This window comes from Streptomonospora nanhaiensis, assembly GCF_013410565.1.
In the GTDB taxonomy this organism is placed as follows: Bacteria; Actinomycetota; Actinomycetes; order Streptosporangiales; family Streptosporangiaceae; genus Streptomonospora; species Streptomonospora nanhaiensis.
This window is the reverse complement of the sequence record NZ_JACCFO010000001.1, coordinates 2,076,837-2,095,859: the sequence shown is the minus strand read 5'-3', so window position 1 is coordinate 2,095,859 and position 19,023 is coordinate 2,076,837. Positions and strand designations below refer to the sequence as shown.

The 19,023-nt window shown below is 74.3% G+C and carries 13 protein-coding genes; 9 read left to right on the top strand and 4 right to left on the bottom strand.

The window, feature by feature from the left end; translation table 11 throughout:
• Positions 1-25: 25 nt before the first annotated feature.
• Positions 26-1,603 carry a serine/threonine-protein kinase gene (locus HNR12_RS08970; RefSeq protein WP_179767050.1) on the bottom strand — a complete coding sequence of 526 codons (1,578 nt, stop codon included), beginning with the start codon at positions 1,601-1,603 and terminating at the stop codon, positions 26-28.
• A gap of 141 nt (positions 1,604-1,744) precedes the next feature.
• Complete coding sequence (locus HNR12_RS08965; protein ID WP_179767049.1) at positions 1,745-3,472, bottom strand: AMP-binding protein; 1,728 nt, start codon at positions 3,470-3,472, stop codon at positions 1,745-1,747.
• Between the two features lie 212 nt (positions 3,473-3,684).
• On the opposite strand from HNR12_RS08965, the gene rocD reads away from it, so the two are divergent.
• Complete coding sequence (gene rocD / locus HNR12_RS08960) at positions 3,685-4,962, top strand: ornithine--oxo-acid transaminase (RefSeq protein ID WP_179767048.1); 1,278 nt, start codon at positions 3,685-3,687, stop codon at positions 4,960-4,962.
• Between the two features lie 52 nt (positions 4,963-5,014).
• Here the strand turns inward: rocD and HNR12_RS08955 are convergent, their stop codons facing one another.
• Positions 5,015-6,130 (bottom strand): SGNH/GDSL hydrolase family protein, encoded by a 1,116-nt coding sequence (locus tag HNR12_RS08955; RefSeq protein ID WP_179767047.1) that lies wholly within the window; start codon positions 6,128-6,130, stop codon positions 5,015-5,017.
• 638 nt (positions 6,131-6,768) lie between these two features.
• Here HNR12_RS08955 and HNR12_RS08950 point away from each other — a divergent pair.
• Positions 6,769-8,709, top strand: coding sequence for an acetoacetate--CoA ligase (locus tag HNR12_RS08950; RefSeq protein WP_308118571.1), 1,941 nt, complete (start codon positions 6,769-6,771; stop codon positions 8,707-8,709).
• Positions 8,710-8,813: 104 nt separating this feature from the next.
• A complete protein-coding gene (locus HNR12_RS08945; RefSeq protein WP_308118572.1) occupies positions 8,814-10,052 on the top strand; it encodes a heparan-alpha-glucosaminide N-acetyltransferase domain-containing protein in 1,239 nt (412 codons plus the stop codon).
• Here the strand turns inward: HNR12_RS08945 and HNR12_RS08940 are convergent.
• Positions 10,049-10,750 carry a TetR/AcrR family transcriptional regulator gene (locus HNR12_RS08940; protein ID WP_308118573.1) on the bottom strand — a complete coding sequence of 234 codons (702 nt, stop codon included), beginning with the start codon at positions 10,748-10,750 and terminating at the stop codon, positions 10,049-10,051. The genes HNR12_RS08945 and HNR12_RS08940 overlap by 4 nt on opposite strands.
• A gap of 160 nt (positions 10,751-10,910) precedes the next feature.
• Between HNR12_RS08940 and HNR12_RS08935 the strand changes: the two genes are divergently transcribed.
• The 6 genes from HNR12_RS08935 (at position 10,911) to HNR12_RS08910 (ending at position 19,019) form a co-directional block, all read left to right on the top strand.
• Positions 10,911-12,515: an MFS transporter gene (locus HNR12_RS08935; protein ID WP_179767045.1), complete on the top strand. Its 1,605-nt coding sequence runs from the start codon at positions 10,911-10,913 to the stop codon at positions 12,513-12,515.
• Positions 12,516-12,934: 419 nt separating this feature from the next.
• Complete coding sequence (locus tag HNR12_RS08930) at positions 12,935-13,771, top strand: AfsR/SARP family transcriptional regulator (protein WP_179767044.1); 837 nt, start codon at positions 12,935-12,937, stop codon at positions 13,769-13,771.
• Between the two features lie 258 nt (positions 13,772-14,029).
• Positions 14,030-14,386, top strand: coding sequence for a DurN family substrate-assisted peptide maturase (locus HNR12_RS08925; RefSeq protein WP_179767043.1), 357 nt, complete (start codon positions 14,030-14,032; stop codon positions 14,384-14,386).
• An 83-nt stretch (positions 14,387-14,469) separates the two neighbouring features.
• Positions 14,470-14,712 (top strand): cinnamycin family lantibiotic, encoded by a 243-nt coding sequence (locus HNR12_RS08920; protein WP_179767042.1) that lies wholly within the window; start codon positions 14,470-14,472, stop codon positions 14,710-14,712.
• 123 nt (positions 14,713-14,835) lie between these two features.
• Positions 14,836-18,087 carry a type 2 lanthipeptide synthetase LanM family protein gene (locus HNR12_RS08915; protein WP_179767041.1) on the top strand — a complete coding sequence of 1,084 codons (3,252 nt, stop codon included), beginning with the start codon at positions 14,836-14,838 and terminating at the stop codon, positions 18,085-18,087.
• Positions 18,088-18,089: 2 nt separating this feature from the next.
• Positions 18,090-19,019: a Nif11-like leader peptide family natural product precursor gene (locus tag HNR12_RS08910; protein ID WP_179767040.1), complete on the top strand. Its 930-nt coding sequence runs from the start codon at positions 18,090-18,092 to the stop codon at positions 19,017-19,019.
• Positions 19,020-19,023: the final 4 nt, after the last annotated feature.

Here is a 19,023-nt window from a genome sequence, read left to right as displayed (position 1 = left end):
CCACGGCCGGGGCCGCGGGCGCCGGTCAGGCCGCCCGGCGCAGGGAGTCCAGCGCGGCCTGGCGGGTCTGCGCCTCCTGCTCCCAGCGGTCGGGGTCGGCGCTGTAGACGACCATGGCGGCGCCGCCCTGGCCGTCGGCCACCAGCAGGCCGCTGCACATGCGCGGCACACCGGACTCGGCGGACTCGAAGGTCCACCGCGCGGCCTCGCCCGCCGGGTGGTCGACCTCCTCCAGGGTGATGCTGCGGAACCCGGGCTTGGCGGCGTACTCGGCCTCAAGGGAGCGCAGGTGCTCCACCGGTGTGGCGCCCGCCAGGTCGACCCTGCTCAGCAGGAGGTCCTGGGAGGAGTCGGGCGCGGAGATCCGCAGGCCGTCGGCCTCCTGGGCGGCCGACCAGTCGCCGGGGGCGGCCACCCGGAACCCGCCGCCGGTGTGCTCGACGAACCCCTCGGGCAGCGGCGGGGCCTCCTTGAGGGCGTTGGCGTGGTCGGCGGCGGTGCTCTCGGCCGAGGGGCTGGGCGCGGGGTCGTCGTCGATGAGCACGCTGGAGAGGTACTCCACCAGCAGCGGGGCGGCGATCAGCGTGATCAGGCCGAGCAGCAGCGAGGCCAGCACCCGCGTCCACCCGCGCCGGTCCAGCCGCGCCGGAGCCAGGCCGGCGACGCTCATCGGGGTGGAGTGCCCCAGCGGGGCGGAGCCCAGCGGCCGGGGAGCGCGGTCGGGGGCGGGGGCCTGCGGCAGCGCGCCGGAGACGTCGAGCTGGGTGGGGGTGGCGTCCTCGGGTCCGGCGCCGCTGACCACGCCGGCCAGTGCGGAGTCCAGGGCGTCGCCGCCCAGCCGGTGCTCGGGGTCGGGCTGAAGCATGCCGTTGAGGACGGGGCGCAGCGGGCCGGCGCGCCGGGGCGGGTCGGGCGGGGACTCCAGCGCGGCGGTGAGGCGGCCGGCGTTGGTGGGGCGTTCGAAGGCCGAGCGGCCCTCCACCGCGAAGTACAGGGTGGCGCCCAGCGACCACACGTCGGCGGCGGGCGACATCATGTTGTGGCGCAGCCGCTCGGGCGCGACGTAGCCGGGGGATCCGGGCAGCCTGCCCGTGAGGGTGAGCTTGTCCTCGGAGTCCGACACCGCAATACCGAAGTCGGAGAGCATGGCGCGGCCGTCGGGCAGCAGCATGACGTTGGCCGGCTTGACGTCGCGGTGCACCACACCGGCCCTGTGCGCGCTGTCCAGCGCGGCGAAGATCTGGCGGCCGATCTCGGCGGTGCGGCGCGGCGACAGCGGCCCCTCCTCGGCCACGACCTGGTCCAGGCCGCGGCCGCTGACCAGTTCCATGACGATCCAGGGGCGCCCGCCCTCGCGGACCACGTCGTGGATGGTGACGATCCCGGGGTGGGTGCTCAGGCCCGCGCAGATGCGCGCCTCGCGCATGGTCCGGGCGATGAGTTCGTCGCGCTTGTCGGGGTCGAGGTCGGGGGCGACCCGCACCTCCTTGATCGCGACGTGGCGGTGCAGGAGTTCGTCCTCGGCGCGCCACACGGTGCCCATGCCGCCATGGCCGATCGGCTCAAGGAGCCGATAGCGGTCGGCGAGTACGTGGGAGGCCATGCCCACAGACCTTAGCGCGAGGGGGGACGTTCATGGGGATCGCGGAGATCGCACGGGTATTACCGGTTGGACACGTTGCGCCGGGTCAACAGGACAGGGGCTGACCTGCGCCGGAGCGCCGCCGCCCGCGCCTCGGCGCCCTCACCCCCGGGCGGAGCCCCTCCCGGACCGGGCGACGCCCGCGGCCCAGCGGTAGTCCTGCTTGCCCACGGCGGTGCGCCGCACCCGGTCCACGAAGTGGATCGAGCGGGGCACCTTGAACCCGGCCAGCCGCGACCGGCAGTGGTCGCGCAGGGCGTCGGCGTCGGGCCCGCCGCCGGGCGCCGGCGCCACGATCGCGGTCACCCGCTGGCCCAGCAGGTCGTCGGGCGCGGCCACAACGATCGCGTCCTCCACGCCGGGGTGCGCCTTGACGACCGACTCCACCTCCTCGGCGAACACCTTCTCTCCGGCGGTGTTGATCACCGCCGATCCGCGGCCCAGCAGGGTGACCGTGCCGTCGGCCTCGACCGTGCCGTAGTCGCCCGACAGCACCCAGCGCCGCCCCTCGGCGTCGACGGGGAAGGTGCGCGCGGTCCCCGCGGGGTCGTTGTGGTAGCCCAGGGGGATGCGGCCGGTGCGGGCGATGCGGCCCACGCGGGCCGAGCCGGGCGGCAGGGGGCGCAGGCGCTCGTCGAGCACGGCCACGCTGGCGCCCACGGAGAAGCGCGGCGCCCCGCCGCCGGCCACGCCGCACACCCCGGTCTCCGAGCCCCCGTAGCTGTCGTGCACGGCGATCCCGGGCCGCCACGCCAGCCACAGGTCGCGCACCGCCGGGGTCAGCGGCGTGCCGCCGGAGGTCACCGTGGTCAGGTCGGTGCAGCGGTCGGGCACGGCGGTCAGCCGCTGGGCGAGCGGCCGCGCCATGGCGTCGCCCACGACCTGCACGGCGTGCACGCGCTCGCGGTCGGCCAGGCGCACCGCGGCCTCGGCGTCGAATGCGGGCGCGGTGCTCAGCACCACGGTGCCGCCGGTGAACAGCGTGCCCAGCGCGTTCCACTGCCCGGCGGCGTGCATCAGCGGCCCGAGCACCAGCAGCCGGCGCGGGCTGCGGGCCCGGGCGCGCTCGGCCACCTCCTCGGGGGAGGCGGCGCGCGGGGCGCCCGGCGGGCGCAGCTCCAGGGCCGCGCGGAACAGGTCGCACTGGCGCCACACCACGCCCTTGGGCCGGCCGGTGGTGCCGCCGGTGTAGAGCAGGTAGCGCGCCTCGCGGCCCGGGGCCGGAAGGGCGGGCACCAGGTGGTCGGCGGCGGCCGCCAGCGCGTCCTCGTAGCCGGTCTGCTCGACCCCGGCGGGGCCGGCGGGCCCTCCGGGCGGCGCGGCGCCCGCAGGGTCGGCCAGCAGCAGAAGGCGGCGCAGCCGCGGCAGCGCCGGGGCGGCGCGCCTCAGCCGCGCGGCCAGGGCGCGCTCGGCCACCAGCGCCACCGAGCCGCTGTCGGCCAGGACGTGCACGAGTTCGGACTCGATGTAGCGGTGGTTGACGTTGACCGGCACGGCACCGGCGCGCAGCGCACCGAAGAACGCCTCAAGCCATTCGAGCCGGTTGTGCGCGAGGACGGCCACGGGTTCGCCGGGCGCCACCCCCGCGCCGGCCAGGTGCGCGGCCAGGCGGTCGGCGCGGGCGAGCAGGCCGGCGTAGGTGGCGCGGCGGTCGCCGGCGACCACGGCGGTGCGCTCGGGCACGGCCGCGGCGACCGCGCCGAGCAGGGCGGCGAGGGTCAGGCGCTCGGCGCCCTCGCCCGCGGCCGGGCGGCGCCCGGCCGCGTGGGCCGGGGCGGGCTCGGCGCCTCCTGCGGCGCCCCGGGGCGCGCTGCGGGCTGTCTCAGTCATGGGTCCCCCAGATCGCCGGTGTACCCGTGAAAGTCTGTGCCGACCGATCATGCCGCTATGGGGCGCGTCACAGCGGGGCGGGGGTGGGCAACCCCGGCGGCGGCCCGCGGCGGCCGTGTGGCCCAGTTCTGCCGGGCGCTGTGCGCTTTGTTCGGTTACCGAGCGGGTATCCCATGATCGAACATCGATCAAGGGCGATCGGAGGAACCTGGATGAGCGACACCCGCGGTCTGGGGGACCAGCCTGTCGGCGGAGACCCCGCCGGGCCGGTCATGTCGACCACCGAACACATTCGGCTGGCCGAAACCCATTCGGCGCACAATTACAATCCCCTGCCCGTCGTCATCGCCGAAGGCGAGGGCGCCTGGGTCACCGACGTCGAGGGACGCCGCTACCTCGACTGCCTGGCCGGCTACTCGGCCGTCAACTTCGGCCACCGCAACCCCGAACTCGTGGCCGCCGCCCACCACCAGCTCGACCGCGTCACCCTGACCAGCCGCGCGTTCTACAACGACCAGTTCGCGCCGTTTGTCACCGCCCTGGCCCAGCTCGCCGGCAAGGAGCAGGTCCTGCCGATGAACTCCGGGGCCGAGGCCGTCGAGACCGCCGTGAAGGTCGCCCGCCGCTGGGCCTACGACGTCAAGGGCGTGCCCGCCAACGCCGCCACCATCGTCGTGGCCGGCGGCAACTTCCACGGCCGCACCACCACCATCGTCTCCTTCTCCGAGGACCCCGACGCCTACGGCGGCTACGGTCCCTACACCCCCGGATTCCGCATCGTCCCCTACGGCGACGCCGCGGCGGCCGCCGCGGCGGTCGACTCCACCACCGCCGCCGTGCTGGTCGAGCCCGTCCAGGGCGAGGCCGGCGTGATCGTCCCTCCCAACGACTACCTCCCCCGGCTGCGCGAGATCTGCGACCGCACGCGCACCCTGCTCATCGCCGACGAGGTGCAGTCGGGCCTGGGCCGCACCGGCACCGTGCGCGCCTGCGAGCACTCCGGGGTCGTGCCCGACGCCTACCTGTTCGGCAAGGCGCTGGGCGGCGGCATCCTGCCGGTGTCGGCCATGGTGGCCGACGCGGAGGTGCTCGGCGTCATCAAGCCCGGCCAGCACGGCAGCACCTTCGGCGGCAACCCGCTCGCCGGGGCCATGGGCCGCACCGTGGTCCGCATGCTGCGCGAGGGCCCCTACCTCGACAACGCCCGGCGGCTGGGCGAGGTCCTGCGCACCCGGCTCAAGGAGTTCGTCGGCAGCGGCGTGGTGGCCGCGCGCTCCATCGGGCTGTGGGCGGGCATCGACGTCGAGCCCTCCCTGGCCACCGGCCGCCAGATGTGCGAACTGCTGGCCGAACGCGGCGTCCTGGTCAAGGACACCCACGGGTCCACGATCCGGCTGTCGCCGCCGCTGGTGATCACCGAGGACGAGCTGAACTGGGCGCTGGACCAGCTCGGCGCCGTCCTGCGCGGCCTGGGCGCCGCCCGGTCCTAAGGGCCCGTCGCCGCGCCCCGGCCTTCGCCGGGGCGCGGCACCGCCGGACCGGCTAGTCGAGTTCGGCGGCCAGCACCTCGGGGTCGGCGCCGTCCAGGGTCTCCAGCGCCGCGTAGAGCGGGCGCTCGGGCCCCTGCTCCACCTGGTCCAAGACCCGCTCGGCGAACTCCTGCTGGCCCCGCGCGTTGGGGTGGAACGTGCTGCGGTCGATCTCCAGCCCGTTGGCGAAGTCCGACAGCAGCACCCCGTTGAGCCAGGGGTCCTCGGTGCCCACCTCGTGGCCCTTCAGCGCGTTGTACATCCGGACGTACTCCACGCTTCCGGTCTGGCCCGCCTCCACGATCTCGGAGTCCAGCGCGGCGACGTCCTCGGCCACCTGCTCGTTGAACCGCTTGGTGATGGCGTTCAGCCACTCCTGGTCGTGCGGGGCCATGGTGTAGTACATGCTGTCGGGGTCGCCGGGGAACAGCCGGGGGTAGCCCACCACCAGCACCCGGGCGTCGGGCGCGCGCTCGCGGATCTCCAGCACGATCTCCTCCAGGGTGGGGCCGAACGTGCGCATCCGCTTCTCGATCTCCTCCTCCTGCTCGGTGCACGCCTGGGTCTCCACCAGCGGCACCCGCACCATGCACGCGCGCAGGATCTTGGTGAACCCGACGTCGTTGCCGCCGATCCCGATGGTGACCAGGGACGTGTGCGGGCCCACCCGGTCGATCTGCGACCGCGGCTCGCCCAGGGAGTCCAGCATCGCCCAGCCGCGCTGGCTGCTGCACGCGAAGAACCCCAGGTCGCCCGCGAAGTCGTGCGCCGAGACCACGTGCCGGGGGTAGGCGTTCGCGGAGCGGCGGCAGTCGCCCACCGCCGCCGTGCCCTCGGCGTAGTCGCCGGCGCCGTCGCCGGAGGAGTAGGAGTCGCCCAGCGCCACGTAGTTGCCCCAGGTGGCGGCGGCAACGGGGTCCAGGCGGCGCCGCCAGCCGGCGCCGTCGGCGTAGTCGCGGCGCGGGTCGTCGGCCGTGGGCGGGCAGGCGGACTGGGTGATGTCGCACCAGGCGGTCACCAGGCCGTGCCGGGTGGCGGGGACCAGCAGCACGACGACGCACACCAGCGCCAGCGCGGCCGCCGTGGCGGTGATGACCAGGCGGCGCCGGCTCATCTCGGGAAGGCGCACTGGGCGGGTTCGCCTCCTCTCACCTCGCGCGGACGGGGGCGGCCCGGTCCGGGTGCGGCGGGCCTATGCCGCAGGCTACCCGCGCGCCCGGGCGGGGGAGGGGCGCGCAATGCCGGTTCCGGAGGCGGCGGCGCACGCCGGGGGCGGGACCGGTGTGCCGGAGAGGGCGGCGGGCACCCGCTCCGGCGGCCCGAGCCGGGCGGCCGGGACCGGAGCGGGCCTGCGGGGCGCGCCTCCCGCGCGGTGGCCGCAGCCGCGACGCGGTGGCCATCCCTGCGCCGGCCCGCCGCCGCGACGCCGTTGGCGCTGCGGCGGGCCGCTGCGGCACCGGTCCACCGGTGAGGAGGCGCGCCCGGCCCGTCGAACGGCTCCGCGCCGCGAGGGCGCGGGCCGCGTGCCAGGGGGACCCCGCAACTGTCACACGAGGCGCCCGGCGGCGTCATGGCCGAAGCCGACAAAGAACGGCGGCCGATCCTTGGCGGAAGGCCACTGCCGCGGCGCGCGCCCGCCAAGGGCGACCACCCGCCCGCGCCCCGACCTGCCGTGGTGGATGATGGGCGTCACACCGCAGCACCCGTGCCGCCCCCGCCGGCGCGCAGCACCAAGGAGGACTGCCGAAGATGCGGACACCGCCGCCTGTGCTCTGGACACCCGACAGCGAGCGGCGCGAACGCGCCAACATCACCGACTTCGCCCGGTGGGTGCGCGAGCACCGCGGAGTCGAGGCCCCCGACTACGAGTCGCTGTGGCGGTGGTCGGTCACCGACCTCGACGGCTTCTGGTCGGCGGTCTGGGAGTACTGCGGCGTCCAGGCCGACACCCCCTACGAGGAGGTGCTCGCCTCGGCCGAGATGCCCGGCGCGCGGTGGTTCACCGGCGCGCGGCTCAACTACGCCCGCCACGTCTTCCGCGACCGCGACGACGACGCCGTGGCCATCCGGCACGCCTCGGAGCTGCGCGTGCTGGGGGAGTGGACCTGGGGCGAGCTGAAGGCCCGCACCGCAGCCATCGCCCAGGGCCTGCGCCAACTGGGCGTGGGGCCGGGCGACCGGGTCGTGGCCTACCTGCCCAACATCGCCGAGGCGGCGGCCGCGTTCTACGCCTGCGCCGCCATCGGCGCCGTGTGGTCCTCCTGCTCGCCCGACTTCGGGGTGCGCAGCGTCGTGGACCGCTTCGCCCAGATCGAGCCCGCCGTGCTGCTGGCCGTCGACGGCTACCGCTACGGCGGCAAGGACTTCGACCGCACCGGGGTGCTGGCCGAGCTGCGCCGCAGCCTGCCCACCCTGCGCCACACCGTCGTGCTCGACTACCTGGGCACCGGACCGGTCGAGGGCGCGCTGGACTGGGCGGAGCTGGAGGCCGCCGGCGCCGGTGCCGAACTGGAGTTCACCCCGCTGCCCTTCGACCACCCGTTGTGGGTGCTGTACTCCTCGGGCACGACCGGCCTGCCCAAGGCGATCGTGCACAGCCACGGCGGGATCGTCGTCGAGCAGCTGAAGAACCTCACCCTGCACCTGGACGCCCAGCCCGACGACCGCGTCTTCTGGTTCACCACCACCGGCTGGATGATGTGGAACTTCCTGGTCAGCGTGCTGCTGACCAAGGCGTCGATCGTGCTCTACGACGGCAGCCCCGGCCACCCCGACCTCGGCGCCCTGTGGGACCTGGCCGAGCGCGCCGGGATCACCGTGTTCGGCACCAGCGCCGGGTACCTGGCCTCGTGCATGAAGGCCGGCGTCCACCCGGCCGAGGGCCGCGACCTGTCCCGGCTGCACGCGCTGGGCTCCACCGGCTCGCCGCTGAGCCCCGAGGGGTTCGCCTGGTGCTACCGCGAACTGGGCGACCGGCTGTGGCTGTTCTCCACCAGCGGCGGGACCGACATCTGCAGCTGCCTGGTGGGCGGCGTGCCCACGCTGCCGGTCTACGAGGGCGAGATCCAGGCGCGGTCTTTGGGCATGGCGGTGGCCGCCTGGGACCCCGACGGCAAGGAGTTGGTCGGCGAGGTGGGCGAACTGGTGGTCACCCGGCCGGCGCCCTCCATGCCGGTCTACTTCTGGAACGACCCCGGCGGCGAGCGGCTGCGCGACAGCTACTTCGCCATGTACCCCGGGGTGTGGCGGCACGGCGACTGGATCGAGATCACCGAGCGCGGCACCGCGATCATCTACGGGCGCTCCGACTCCACCATCAACCGGGGCGGGGTCCGCATGGGCACCAGCGAGATCTACCGGGCGGTGCTGGCCCTGGAGGAGGTGGTCGACGCCCTCGTGGTCGACGTCCCCCAGCCCGACGGCGGCTCCCGCATCGAGCTGTTCGTGGTGGTGCGCGAGGGCGCCGCGCTCGACGACGACCTCACGGCCCGGCTGGCCCGCCGCATCCGCGAGGACTGCTCGCCCCGCCACGTGCCCGACGCGGTGCGCGCCATCGCCGAGGTGCCGCGCACGCTGTCGGGCAAGGTGCTGGAGGTCCCGGTCAAGCGCATCCTCATGGGCGAGCGCCCCGAGCGGGTGGCCAGCCGCGACTCCCTCGCCAACCCCGAGGCGCTGGACTACTTCACCCGCCTGGCCGCCGAGCGGTGAGGCCCGCCGCCGGTCCGGGCCGGGCTCCGGCCGGGCCCGGACCGGCGGGGGCGGGGAGCGGCCACAGGGGACAAACACTCCCGAATCCGCCTAGTCTGGGCGGCGTGTCGCAGCACATACCCCAGACGCGGGCCGCAACCGCGCAGCGCTCCCCGGCGGAGCGGATCGCCGGCATCGACGTCGCCCGCGCCCTCGCGGTGTTCGGCATGTTCTCCGTCCACCTCGGGGTCGGGGCCATCGGCGTGTTCGGCTCCGACGCCGTGGGCACCGCCCTCACCGAGTCCGTCCACGAGCTGACCCGGGGCCGCTCCTCCGCCCTCTTCGCGTTCCTGGCCGGGGTCTCCCTGGCCCTGATGACCGGGCGCGCCGAACCCCTGGCGGGGGCCGAGCTCCGGCGGCGGTGCCTGCGGATCCTCATGCGCGCGCTCGTGCTGGGCGTGCTGGGGGTGCTGCTGGACCTCGCCGGCGCGCCCATCGCGATCATCCTCACCTACTACGCCGGCTTCTTCCTGCTGGCGATCCCCCTGCTCCTGCTGCGGCTGCGCGCCCCGGCGCTGGCCGCCCTCGCCGCGGTGACCGCCGCGGCCGGACCGGTGGCCTCCTTCGCGATCCGCGGGGCCATGGGCGACACCGGGCCGCGTGTGGCCTCCATCGGCGGGCCGGTCGACTTCCTGCTCACCGGCTACTATCCGGCCTTCAGCTTCATGGCGTTCGTGGTGGCCGGAATGGCGGTGGGCCGGCTCGACCTCACCTCCGCGCGGGTGCGGCTGGGCATGGCGGCCGGCGGGGCGGGGCTGGCGCTGCTGGGCTACGGCGGCTCCTGGCTGCTGCTGCACCCCCTGGGCGGCCTGGACCACCTGGAGCGGGCGTGGCTGGCCTCCCCGGACAAGCAACTGCTGTACCAGACCATCGGCGACAAGGTCGGCGACATGCACGGGCAGGTCCCCACCGACACCGCCTGGTACCTCGCCGTGGCCTCGCCGCACAGCGGCACCGGCTTCGAGATCGCCGGCGCGGTCGGCACCGCGCTCGTCGTCCTGGCCGCCTGCCTGGCGGCGGCCGACGCGGCCGGCCGGCTGCTGTACCCCCTGGCGGCGGCGGGCTCGATGCCCCTGACCATCTACACCGGCCACGTCCTGGTGATCGCCGCCCTGGGCTACTCCGCCTGGGACGCCCAGCCGTTCCGGCTGGAGGCGTTCGTCCTGGGCGCCCTGGTGCTCGCCACGGTGTGGCGCCTGACGCTGGGCCGGGGCCCGCTGGAGCGGCTGGTGGGCCACCTCGCCGAAACGGCCGCCGAGGTGGTGCCGCCCGAGGACCGCGGCCGCGCGGCGCCGCGCGCCTAGCCCCGCGCGCCCTGCCGCGTGCGGGGGCGGGCCGGAGCGCCCCAGTCGTCGGCCAGCGCGGCGGGCAGCAGCGCCAGGCACTCGTCGACGGCCGTGAGCAGGGCGTCCTCGCCGCCTCGGCGGCACGAGCGGCCCAACGCCACCTGCAGGGCCGAGGAGAACGCCGCCGCCAGGAGGTCGGGGCGGGGGTCGAGGCCGGGGTCCACGCCGGCGCGGCGGGCGATGAGGAGGGCCAGCCGGCTCTGGTGTGCGCACACCCGCTCCTGGCGCGCGCCGTGCAGGCGGGGGGAGTCGTTGGTCAGGCGCAGCACCTGGAGCTGGGCCGCGACGTCGGCGGGCTCCAGTTCGGACCACGCGTCGCCGAAGGCGTTGACCATGGCGGTGAAGGGGTGCTCCTCGGCCGGCCGCGCGGCCAGCTTGAGGCGGAACCCCTCCTCGATCTGGTCGTGCACCGACAGGACGATCTCCTCCTTGCTCGGGAAGTAGCGGAAGAGCGTGCGCTGGGAGACGTCGGCGGCGGCCGCGATCTCCTCGGTGGTGACCGCGTCGAAGCCCCGCTCGGCGAACAGCCGCAGCGCCGCGGCGACGAGGGCCTGGCGGGTGCGGGCCTTCTTGCGCTCGCGGAGCCCGGGCTGCTCGCAGGTGTGCGTCATCTCACGCCCGCCCGCCCCGGCGGCGGCCGCCCGAAATGTCAGCACGCGACGTTACCTTCACCGCATCCACCTCATCGTTCAGGGCGTGTCTGCCCGGATGATACCCGGCGGCGCATAAAACAGTCAGCGATTGCCACTTGTCAGCCGCTGCCATAATCTTGGCCGGTGCCGCCGCCCGCGGCACCACGGCCCACAGGGGGAGACCATGACCGACACCGCCGCCAGACCCGCAGCCGACTCCGCGGCGCCACCGCCGCCCCCGCCGCCGCGCGGGTTCCGCGGCGGCCCGTGGGGCACCCTGGTGGCCATCGCCTTCGGCGTGGTCATGGTGGCCCTCGACGGCACGATCGTCGCCGTGGCCAACCCCGACATCGCCCGCGACCTCAGCGCCTCCCTGGCCGAGCTGCAGTGGGTCACCCACGGCTACCTGCTCGGCCTGGCCGTCTTCCTCATCACCTCGGGCAAGCTCGGCGACCGCTACGGCCACCGCCGCGTCTACCTGGTCGGCGTCGTCGGGTTCACCCTCACCTCGATCGGCATCGCGCTCTCCGGCGCGGTGCCCGTGCTCGTGGGCTTCCGCATCCTGCAGGGCGTCTTCGGCGCCACCATCGCCCCGGCGGCCATGGGCCTGCTGCGCTCCAACTTCCCCCCGCACATGCTCGGCCGCGCCTTCGGCGTGTTCGGCAGCATCCTGGGCGGCGCCATGGCGGCCGGCCCCATCGTCGGCGGCATGCTGGTCTCCGCCTTCGGCTGGGAGGCCGCGTTCCTCATCAACCTGCCCCTCGGCGCGGTCACCGTCGCCGCGGCGCTGTGGCTCATCGGCCCCAACCGCGCCACCGACCCCGCCTCGCGCCTGGACATCCCCGGCATCCTGCTGCTGAGCGTGGCCATCTTCGCCCTGGTCTGGGCGCTGGTCGAGGCCCCGGTGGTGGGCTGGGCCCACCCCGAGACCCTGGCCGTGCTCGCCGTCTCGCTGGCCTTCGGGGCCGGGTTCGCCCTGTGGCAGGCCCGCGCCGCCGACCCCCTGATGCCGCTGGGCATCTTCCGGCTGCCCGCGCTGTCCATCGGCGTGGTGCTGATGGTGCTGACCGCGCTCGGCCTCATGGGGTCGCTGTTCTTCGTGACCTTCTACCTGCAGGGCGTGCGCGACCTCAGTCCCATGCAGACCGGCCTGCAACTCCTCCCGCTCACCCTGATGATGGGCGTGTGCGGCACCCCCGCCGGGCGCGTCATGGACCGCTTCGGCACCCGGGTGCCCACCGTCGCGGGGCTGCTCACCGCCGCCGCGGGCCTGTTCCTGCTGTCGCGGCTGAGCCTCGACACCGGGGTCGTGGCCACCTCGGCGGGCTTCCTGCTGCTGGGCATCGGGCTCAGCCTGGTCATGACCGGCGCCACCGCCGCCATGATCACGGCGGCGCCGGTGTCGCTGGCCGGGGTCGCCTCGGGCCTGCAGCAGACCGCCATGCAGCTGGGCGGGTCGCTGGGAACCGCCGTCCTGGGCGCGGTGCTGTCGCTGGTCATCGTCACCACCCTGCCGGGCCACTTCGCCGACGCCGGGCTGGGCGAACTCTCCGCCGCCGAGGCGCGGGAGATGCAGAGCGCGGTGTCGCAGGGCGGCGAGGTCCTCGGCTCGGCCCAGGGCGCCACGGCCGAGGCCATCACCCGCGCCAGCAACCTGGCGTTCCTGGACGGCATGCACCTGGCGTTCGGGATCTCCGCCGCCGTCATGGTGGCCGCGGCCGTCCTGGCGATGTTCATGAAGCCGCAGCGCCACGACACCGGGTCCGAGGTTCCGGTCGTGCACATCTGATCCGCTGATCCGCCGTCCCACCGCGGCCGGCCGGGGCGCCCCACGCCCCGGGCCGGCCGCGGTGCGCGGGGAGCCGTGCCCCCCCTCCGCTGCGCACCGGCTCCTTTCGGGGAATCCGATATCAGGGAATTACGGCATTCTGACATTCCGTATTTTTCACCGGATTTCCGGTCGGGCCGGTTTGGTGTCCGCGGTTCCCGCCCCCGTATTCCGGATCGCGTTCTGCGATCCGGCTCCGCGCGGCATCTGTGGACAACCTCGCCGACGGTGGCGATGAAACGGATAAAATTGCGCCGTGATCGTCACTGCACGCATTAATGGCAACGCCGAAATTCGGTTATGGTCCACAGCGTGCCGGGCTGGGCGCGGCGGGGGCCACCTCCCGTGCCGGAAAGCGGGGAACGCTTATGGCGCAAGGGGTGGTTTTCTCCGTCCTGGGGCCGCTCCGGGTGGCCGTGCACGGCAATCCGGTCCGGCTGTCCGCGGGCAAGCAGCGGGCGCTGCTGGCGGCCCTGCTGCTCAGCGCCAACGAGCCCGTGCCCCAGGACCAGCTCGTCGGCTGGGTCTGGGACCGCGCCCGCCCGCACAGCCCCCGGGCCGCGCTGCACACGTGCCTGACCCGGCTGCGGCACACCCTCGACCAGCACGCGGCGGGTCTGTCGGCGGTGGTGCGCACCTGCTCGGCCGGCTACCTCATCGAGGCCGGCCCCGACCAGCTCGACCTCCTGCGCTTCCGGCGGCTCGCCGCGCACGCCCGCCAGGCCGCCGCGCGCCGCGACCCCGACTCCGAGTCCGCGGCCCTGCGCCAGGCCCTGGCGCTGTGGAGCGTGCCCATCCTGCCCGAGGTCCGCTCCGAGGCGCTGCGGCGCGACCTCGTCGCGCGCGTCACCGAGGAATGGCTGCTGGTGCGCGAACGCGCGCACGCGCTCGCCCTGGCCCGGGGCCGGCACGACCCCCTGATCGCCGAACTGCGCGACCTCGTGCGGCAGTTCCCCTTCCACGAGGGGTTCTGGCGCCAGCTCGTGCTCGCCCTCTACCGGTCCGGCCGGCGCGTCGAGGCGCTGGAGACCTACGCCGAACTCAGCGCGCGCCTGCGCGACGAAACCGGCATGGACCCCTGTCCGGAGTCGCGCGAACTCCACCTCGCCGTGCTGCGCGGCGATCCCGCCCTCGCGGCCGCCGGCGCGGTCCCGGTGCCCGCCGCGCGAACGGGGCAAACCGGGACGTTGCCCGAGAAGAGCGGCATCGAGCCGTGAATTACCGAGAAAAGTCCATTTACCGGCGGTGTGGACGCTGCTGCGGTGCGGCAAATGAAAGCAGTAAGTAAGTCGAGTGAAAGGACGCGCCGACGCCTTTCGTCTATGCTCCTATATGACTGGCACGGATCCGCGGGAAAACCGGCCGATCGCCATGTGCGTGAACACGGCGACGGCGGACCGGTGGAAACCGCGTTTCGCATCCGCCGCGTCTGCGCGGCCACGCCTCCCCATGGACCACTTCAGGAAGGTTCGCCGATGAGCGCAAAGGGACCGACCATTTACGAAGGCGTCGACACCATCCGCCGCATCCAGCAGTTGGTGGTCCTGTGCTCCCTGCTGCCGCCCGACGGCAAACTCCGCGAACTCCTCGAAACCGCCCTCGCCGTCCACGAGGAGCCCTTGCTGGCCCACGTCGGACCCGTCCCCGACCTCCACCCCCACGCCGTGAAGGGGTGGCTGGAGTCCTTCTGGCTCCGTGACGACATCACGCCTGAGGAGAGGCAGGTGGTCGACTGGCAGAGCGACAGCGACAACATGGGCGCCGCCATGCGAGAACTCAGCAACGTCGAGCAGCAGACCGGCATGCGTCTCATCGCCGAGAAGTCCGAGTGAACCACCGGGCCGCCCGCCAGGGCCGCCCGGTCCGCCACCACCTCACGCAATCGGCACATCGCCAACGCACCGAAGGAGAACACATGTCCACCACCACGCTGATGCACCAGGCCGCCGTCGACGCCGAGTTCCGCGCAGCGGTCCTCGCCGACCCCACCGCCTTCGGCCTCACCGCCGACGCGCTTCCCGCCACCGTGGAGCAGGCCGACCAGGCGGCCATCGACTCCTGGACCGACGGCATCGTCAGCAGCGAGATCTTCGCGTGCAGCACCAGTTGCAGCTGGGGGCCCTTCACCGTCGTGTGCGACGGCTCCTCCAAGCAGTAGCCCGTGAGCGGGGTCCGGGCGGGGCGGGTCCCCGCCCGGGCCCGTGGCGGGTCGGCGCCGCCGACCCGCCCGGCCACCGCGGCGCTCGCGCCGCCTCCTTCGACGGCAGGAGCCGACTGGACCATGGGACACCCCTACCCCGCCGACATCGCGGCCCGTGCGTGCAACCTCGCGGAGCGCATCCGGATCGTCGACGCGCTGGGCGACCCCCGTCCGGGCGCGGCGGCCGGGCTCGACCCTTTCGACACCTGGAAGATCGAGCGCACCTCGGCCAAGCTCGCCGACCGGCTGCGGCGCCAGCCGCAGCCCGGCTCCCCGGCCACCCCCGCCGACGGCCGCGACCAGCACGACTACGCCCGCATCCTCACCGCCTACCGCCTGCACGAACTCCTCCTGCCCGACGCCGACGACTCCGTCCGGAAGGTCTTCACCGACCTCCACAGCGACTGGCTGCCCACCTACCAGGCCGCCCTCGACACCTACGACCACGCGCCCGCCGCCGACCCCGGAGCCCCCTGGCGCGCCCCCGGCACCTACTACGGCCGCCTGGCCACCGCCTGCGAACCCTTCCTCCTCGAACTCGGCCGCCGCCTGGAATCCGCCCGCGACCGCAACCCCGTGGCGCGCTCCGGGCTCATCGACCGCGCCCTCATCGCCGACCTCCAGGGCCACCTGCTCGACCGGTTCGAACTCCACCTCGCCTGGGCGGTCGAGGCCGAGGGCAACGTCCACTGCGCCCGGACCGGCCTCGACAAGTCCACCGCCACCGAGGCCGACTACCTCGCCTTCCTCGACACCGCCTTCGCCGACGGCGCCGCCTACCACCGCTTCTACCTGCGCTACCCGGTCCTGGGCCGGTGGCTGGCCCACGTCACGCGCCTGCTCGCCGACTACGGCGCCCAGCTCGTCGACCGCCTCTGCGCCGACGCCGCCGACCTCTCCGCGGCCTTCTTCGAGAGCCCGATCACCCGGTTCCGAGGGCTCAGCCTGGGGCACTCCGACCCCCACGCCGGCGCGCAGCAGGTGGCGTTCGTCCACGTCGACCTCGCCGGCGGCCGCACCGGCAGCCTCGTCTACAAGCCGCGCAGCATCGCCGCCGAATCCGCCGTCCAGGACCTGCTCACCCGCATCCGCGAGGCCGGCGCCGTCGACTTCGCCACCCGCGCCGTCCTCGACCGCGGCCCCTACGGCTACGAGGCCGCCATCCCCGCCGGCCGCAACCGCGTCGGATCCGCCGCCGACGCCGACCGCGTCTACCGCCAGCTCGGCGGCTACCTCGCCCTGTTCTACGTCCTGGGCGGCGGCGACCTCCACTTCGAGAACATCCTGGTGGCCGACGGCAACGCCTACGTCTGCGACTGCGAGACCGTGCTCGGCGCCCGCCCCGAGGGCCAGATCGAGGGTTCGGGCACCCTCCTGGACTCCGTCTTCAACACCGGCCTGCTCGAGTGGCCGCGCCCCGCGGCCGCGGCCGACGGCGCCGCCGCCATGAACATCAGCGGCTACGCCGGCGGCGTCTCCTACGAGATGCCCATCGCCGTCCCGCGCGTCAGCGGCCCCCGCATGACCTTCGCCGCCTCCGTCACCCACGAGGAGGGCGTCCGGGTCGACCCCGCCGCCGCCAACCGCGTCTTCCTCGGCGACCGCCTGGTCGACCCCGGCGACCACGCCGACGCCATCACCACCGGGTTCACCCGGGTCTACGACTGGTTCCGCCAGTGGCCCGACCGCACGGCCCAGCACGTCGCCGACGCCTTCGCCGGCGCCACCCTGCGGTTCATCAACCGGGCCACCCAGGTCTACGCCCAGGCGCTGCTGTCCGCCCGCCACCCCAAGGCGCTGGCCGACCCCCTTGAGGTCGACCTCCTCGCCCGGGTCGTGCGCGCAGCGCCCCGCGTCTGGGACGACCGCGGGGTCCTGGCCGAGTGCGAGCTGCAGTCCCTGTGGCGCATGGACATCCCGCTGTTCACCGTGGGGGCGCACGACCGCCGGCTCGTCCACGACCACGCCACGGCCATCGCGTCCTACCTCGCCGAGTCACCCGTGCGCAGCGCGGCCGAACGCATCCGCCGGCTCTCGCCCGAGAACCGCGCCCAGCAGCGGCACTACATCGCCGCCGGGCTCTCCACCGGCGAGATCTCCAGCCCCTCCTTCGTCACCGCGGCGCGCGAGCAGGCCCGGCGCATCGGCCTGCGGCTGTGCGACCAGCTCCGCGCGTCCTCGGCCCCCGCGCCCTGGACCTCCTACCGGCTCGACAACGGCACCCCCGTCGAGGCCGACATCGAGGCCGACCTCTACCTCGGCTCCGCGGGCATCGCGCTGTTCCTCGCCTACCTCGACCACCTGGCCCCCGACCCCCGGCTGCGGGCCGCGGTCGAGCGCGCGCTCGACCACGCCCTCGCCCACGCCGACGACCACCGCCGCATCGGCGCCTTCACCGGCACCGGCGGTCTCATCTACCTGCTCACCCACCTGCACCACCTGTGGGGCGACCCCGCGCTGCTCGACCGCGCGGTGCGGCTCGCCGCCGGCCTGGGCGACCGGATCGAGGCCGACCCCCACCTCGACATCCTCGGCGGCGCCGCCGGCCTCATCCCCGTCCTGCTGGGACTGGCCGCCGCGGCCGACGGCGCCGGGCTGGCCGAGGCCGTCCGCTGCGCCGACCACCTGCTGCGCCGCGCCCGCGACAACGGCGACACCCTGAGCTGGCCGCAGCAGGGCGCCGACCCCACCCAGCTCGACCTCACCGGGTTCACCCACGGCGCCGCCGGCATGGGGTGGGCCCTCATCCAGCTCGGGGTCCGCATCGACCGCCCCGACCTCATCGCCGCCGGCCGCCGGGCGTTCGCCTACGAGGCCCACCACTTCGACACCACCGCCCAGGACTGGTACGACCTCCGCACCTTCGGCGGAGGAGTCGTCCGCGAGAACCGCCACTACGCCAACGCCTGGTGCAACGGCGCCGCGGGGATCGGGCTCAGCCGCATCAGCGCCTGGGACCTCCTCGGGCGCGACGACGACCTCCTGCTGCGCGAGGCCGGTGTGGCGCTGGCGGCCACCCTCCGCAACTTCCCGCGCCTGATGAACGACACCCTCTGCCACGGCCGGTCCGGCAACGCCGAACTCCTGCTGCGCTACGGCCGCCTGCACGACGACCCCGCCTTCCAGCTGGAGGCCAACGTGCAGGTGCAGAACCAGTGGCGCACCTTCGACGAGGCCCGCCACGGCATCACCGGCGACAGCACCGACTTCTTCCCCGGGCTGATGCTCGGCATCTCCGGCATGGGCATGCACTTCCTGCGGCTGGCCGCACCCGACCGCGTGCCCTCGGTGCTCCTCCTCGACCCGCCCGCCACCGACTCCGCGAAGGGGTAACAATGTCCATCGAGTCCTGCACGCAGTTCCTGCGCACGGTCTACTCGTCGCGGGAGCTGAGCGCCCAACTGCGCGCCATGACCGCCGCCCGCGAGATGGTCGCGCTGGGCCGACGACACGGTTTCGACTTCCAGCTCACCGACCTCGCCGCGGCCTCCTCGAGCTTCGTGCCGCCCGAGGACGCACCGGCCCCTCCGCCGCCCCCGCCCGAGGCGCCCGACCCCGGCCCCGGGCGCACGTCCTTCTACCACCACGAATACGAGCTCACCGACATCCCCGGGCTCGCGCCCCTGCTCGACGAACTCCCGCGGCTGGCCATCAAGCCGCCCACCGTCGACCTCGCGGACTTCGCCCGGCGCCACCGCCCCGACGACCTCCGCAGCACCGACCTCGCACCGGGCAGTCCGGAGTACCGCGCCTGGGAGGCCGGCGTCCAGGACCCCGCCGAAGGCGGCACCCACCGGGCACCCACCGACAGCAACGAGCGCGAGTTCCACGTGGTCAACCTCGACGAGCACGTCGACCACCCCGGCTACCTCGACTACCTCGCGGCCAAGGGCCGCACCGTCGCCGCCCTTGAGGACCTCTTCGGCTGCGAGATCCGCTTCTCCGGCAGCATGTGGTACCCGCCGGACAGCTACCGGCTCTGGCACACCAACCGGAGCCAGCCGGGCTGGCGCATGTACGTCATCGAGATCGACCCGCCGTTCTCCTCCGGCGAGAAGACCTCGTTCTTCCGCTACCTGCACCCCGACACCGGCGAACTCGTCACCCTCACCGAGCGGCACCGGATCGTGCGGTTCTTCAAGGTCGAGCAGGACCCCGACCGCCTGTTCTGGCACTGCATCGTCAACCCCACCGCCTCCGACCGCTGGAGCTTCGGGTTCGTCGTGCCCGACACCTGGCGGGAGCGCCTCGGCCTCACCGGCTGAGCCG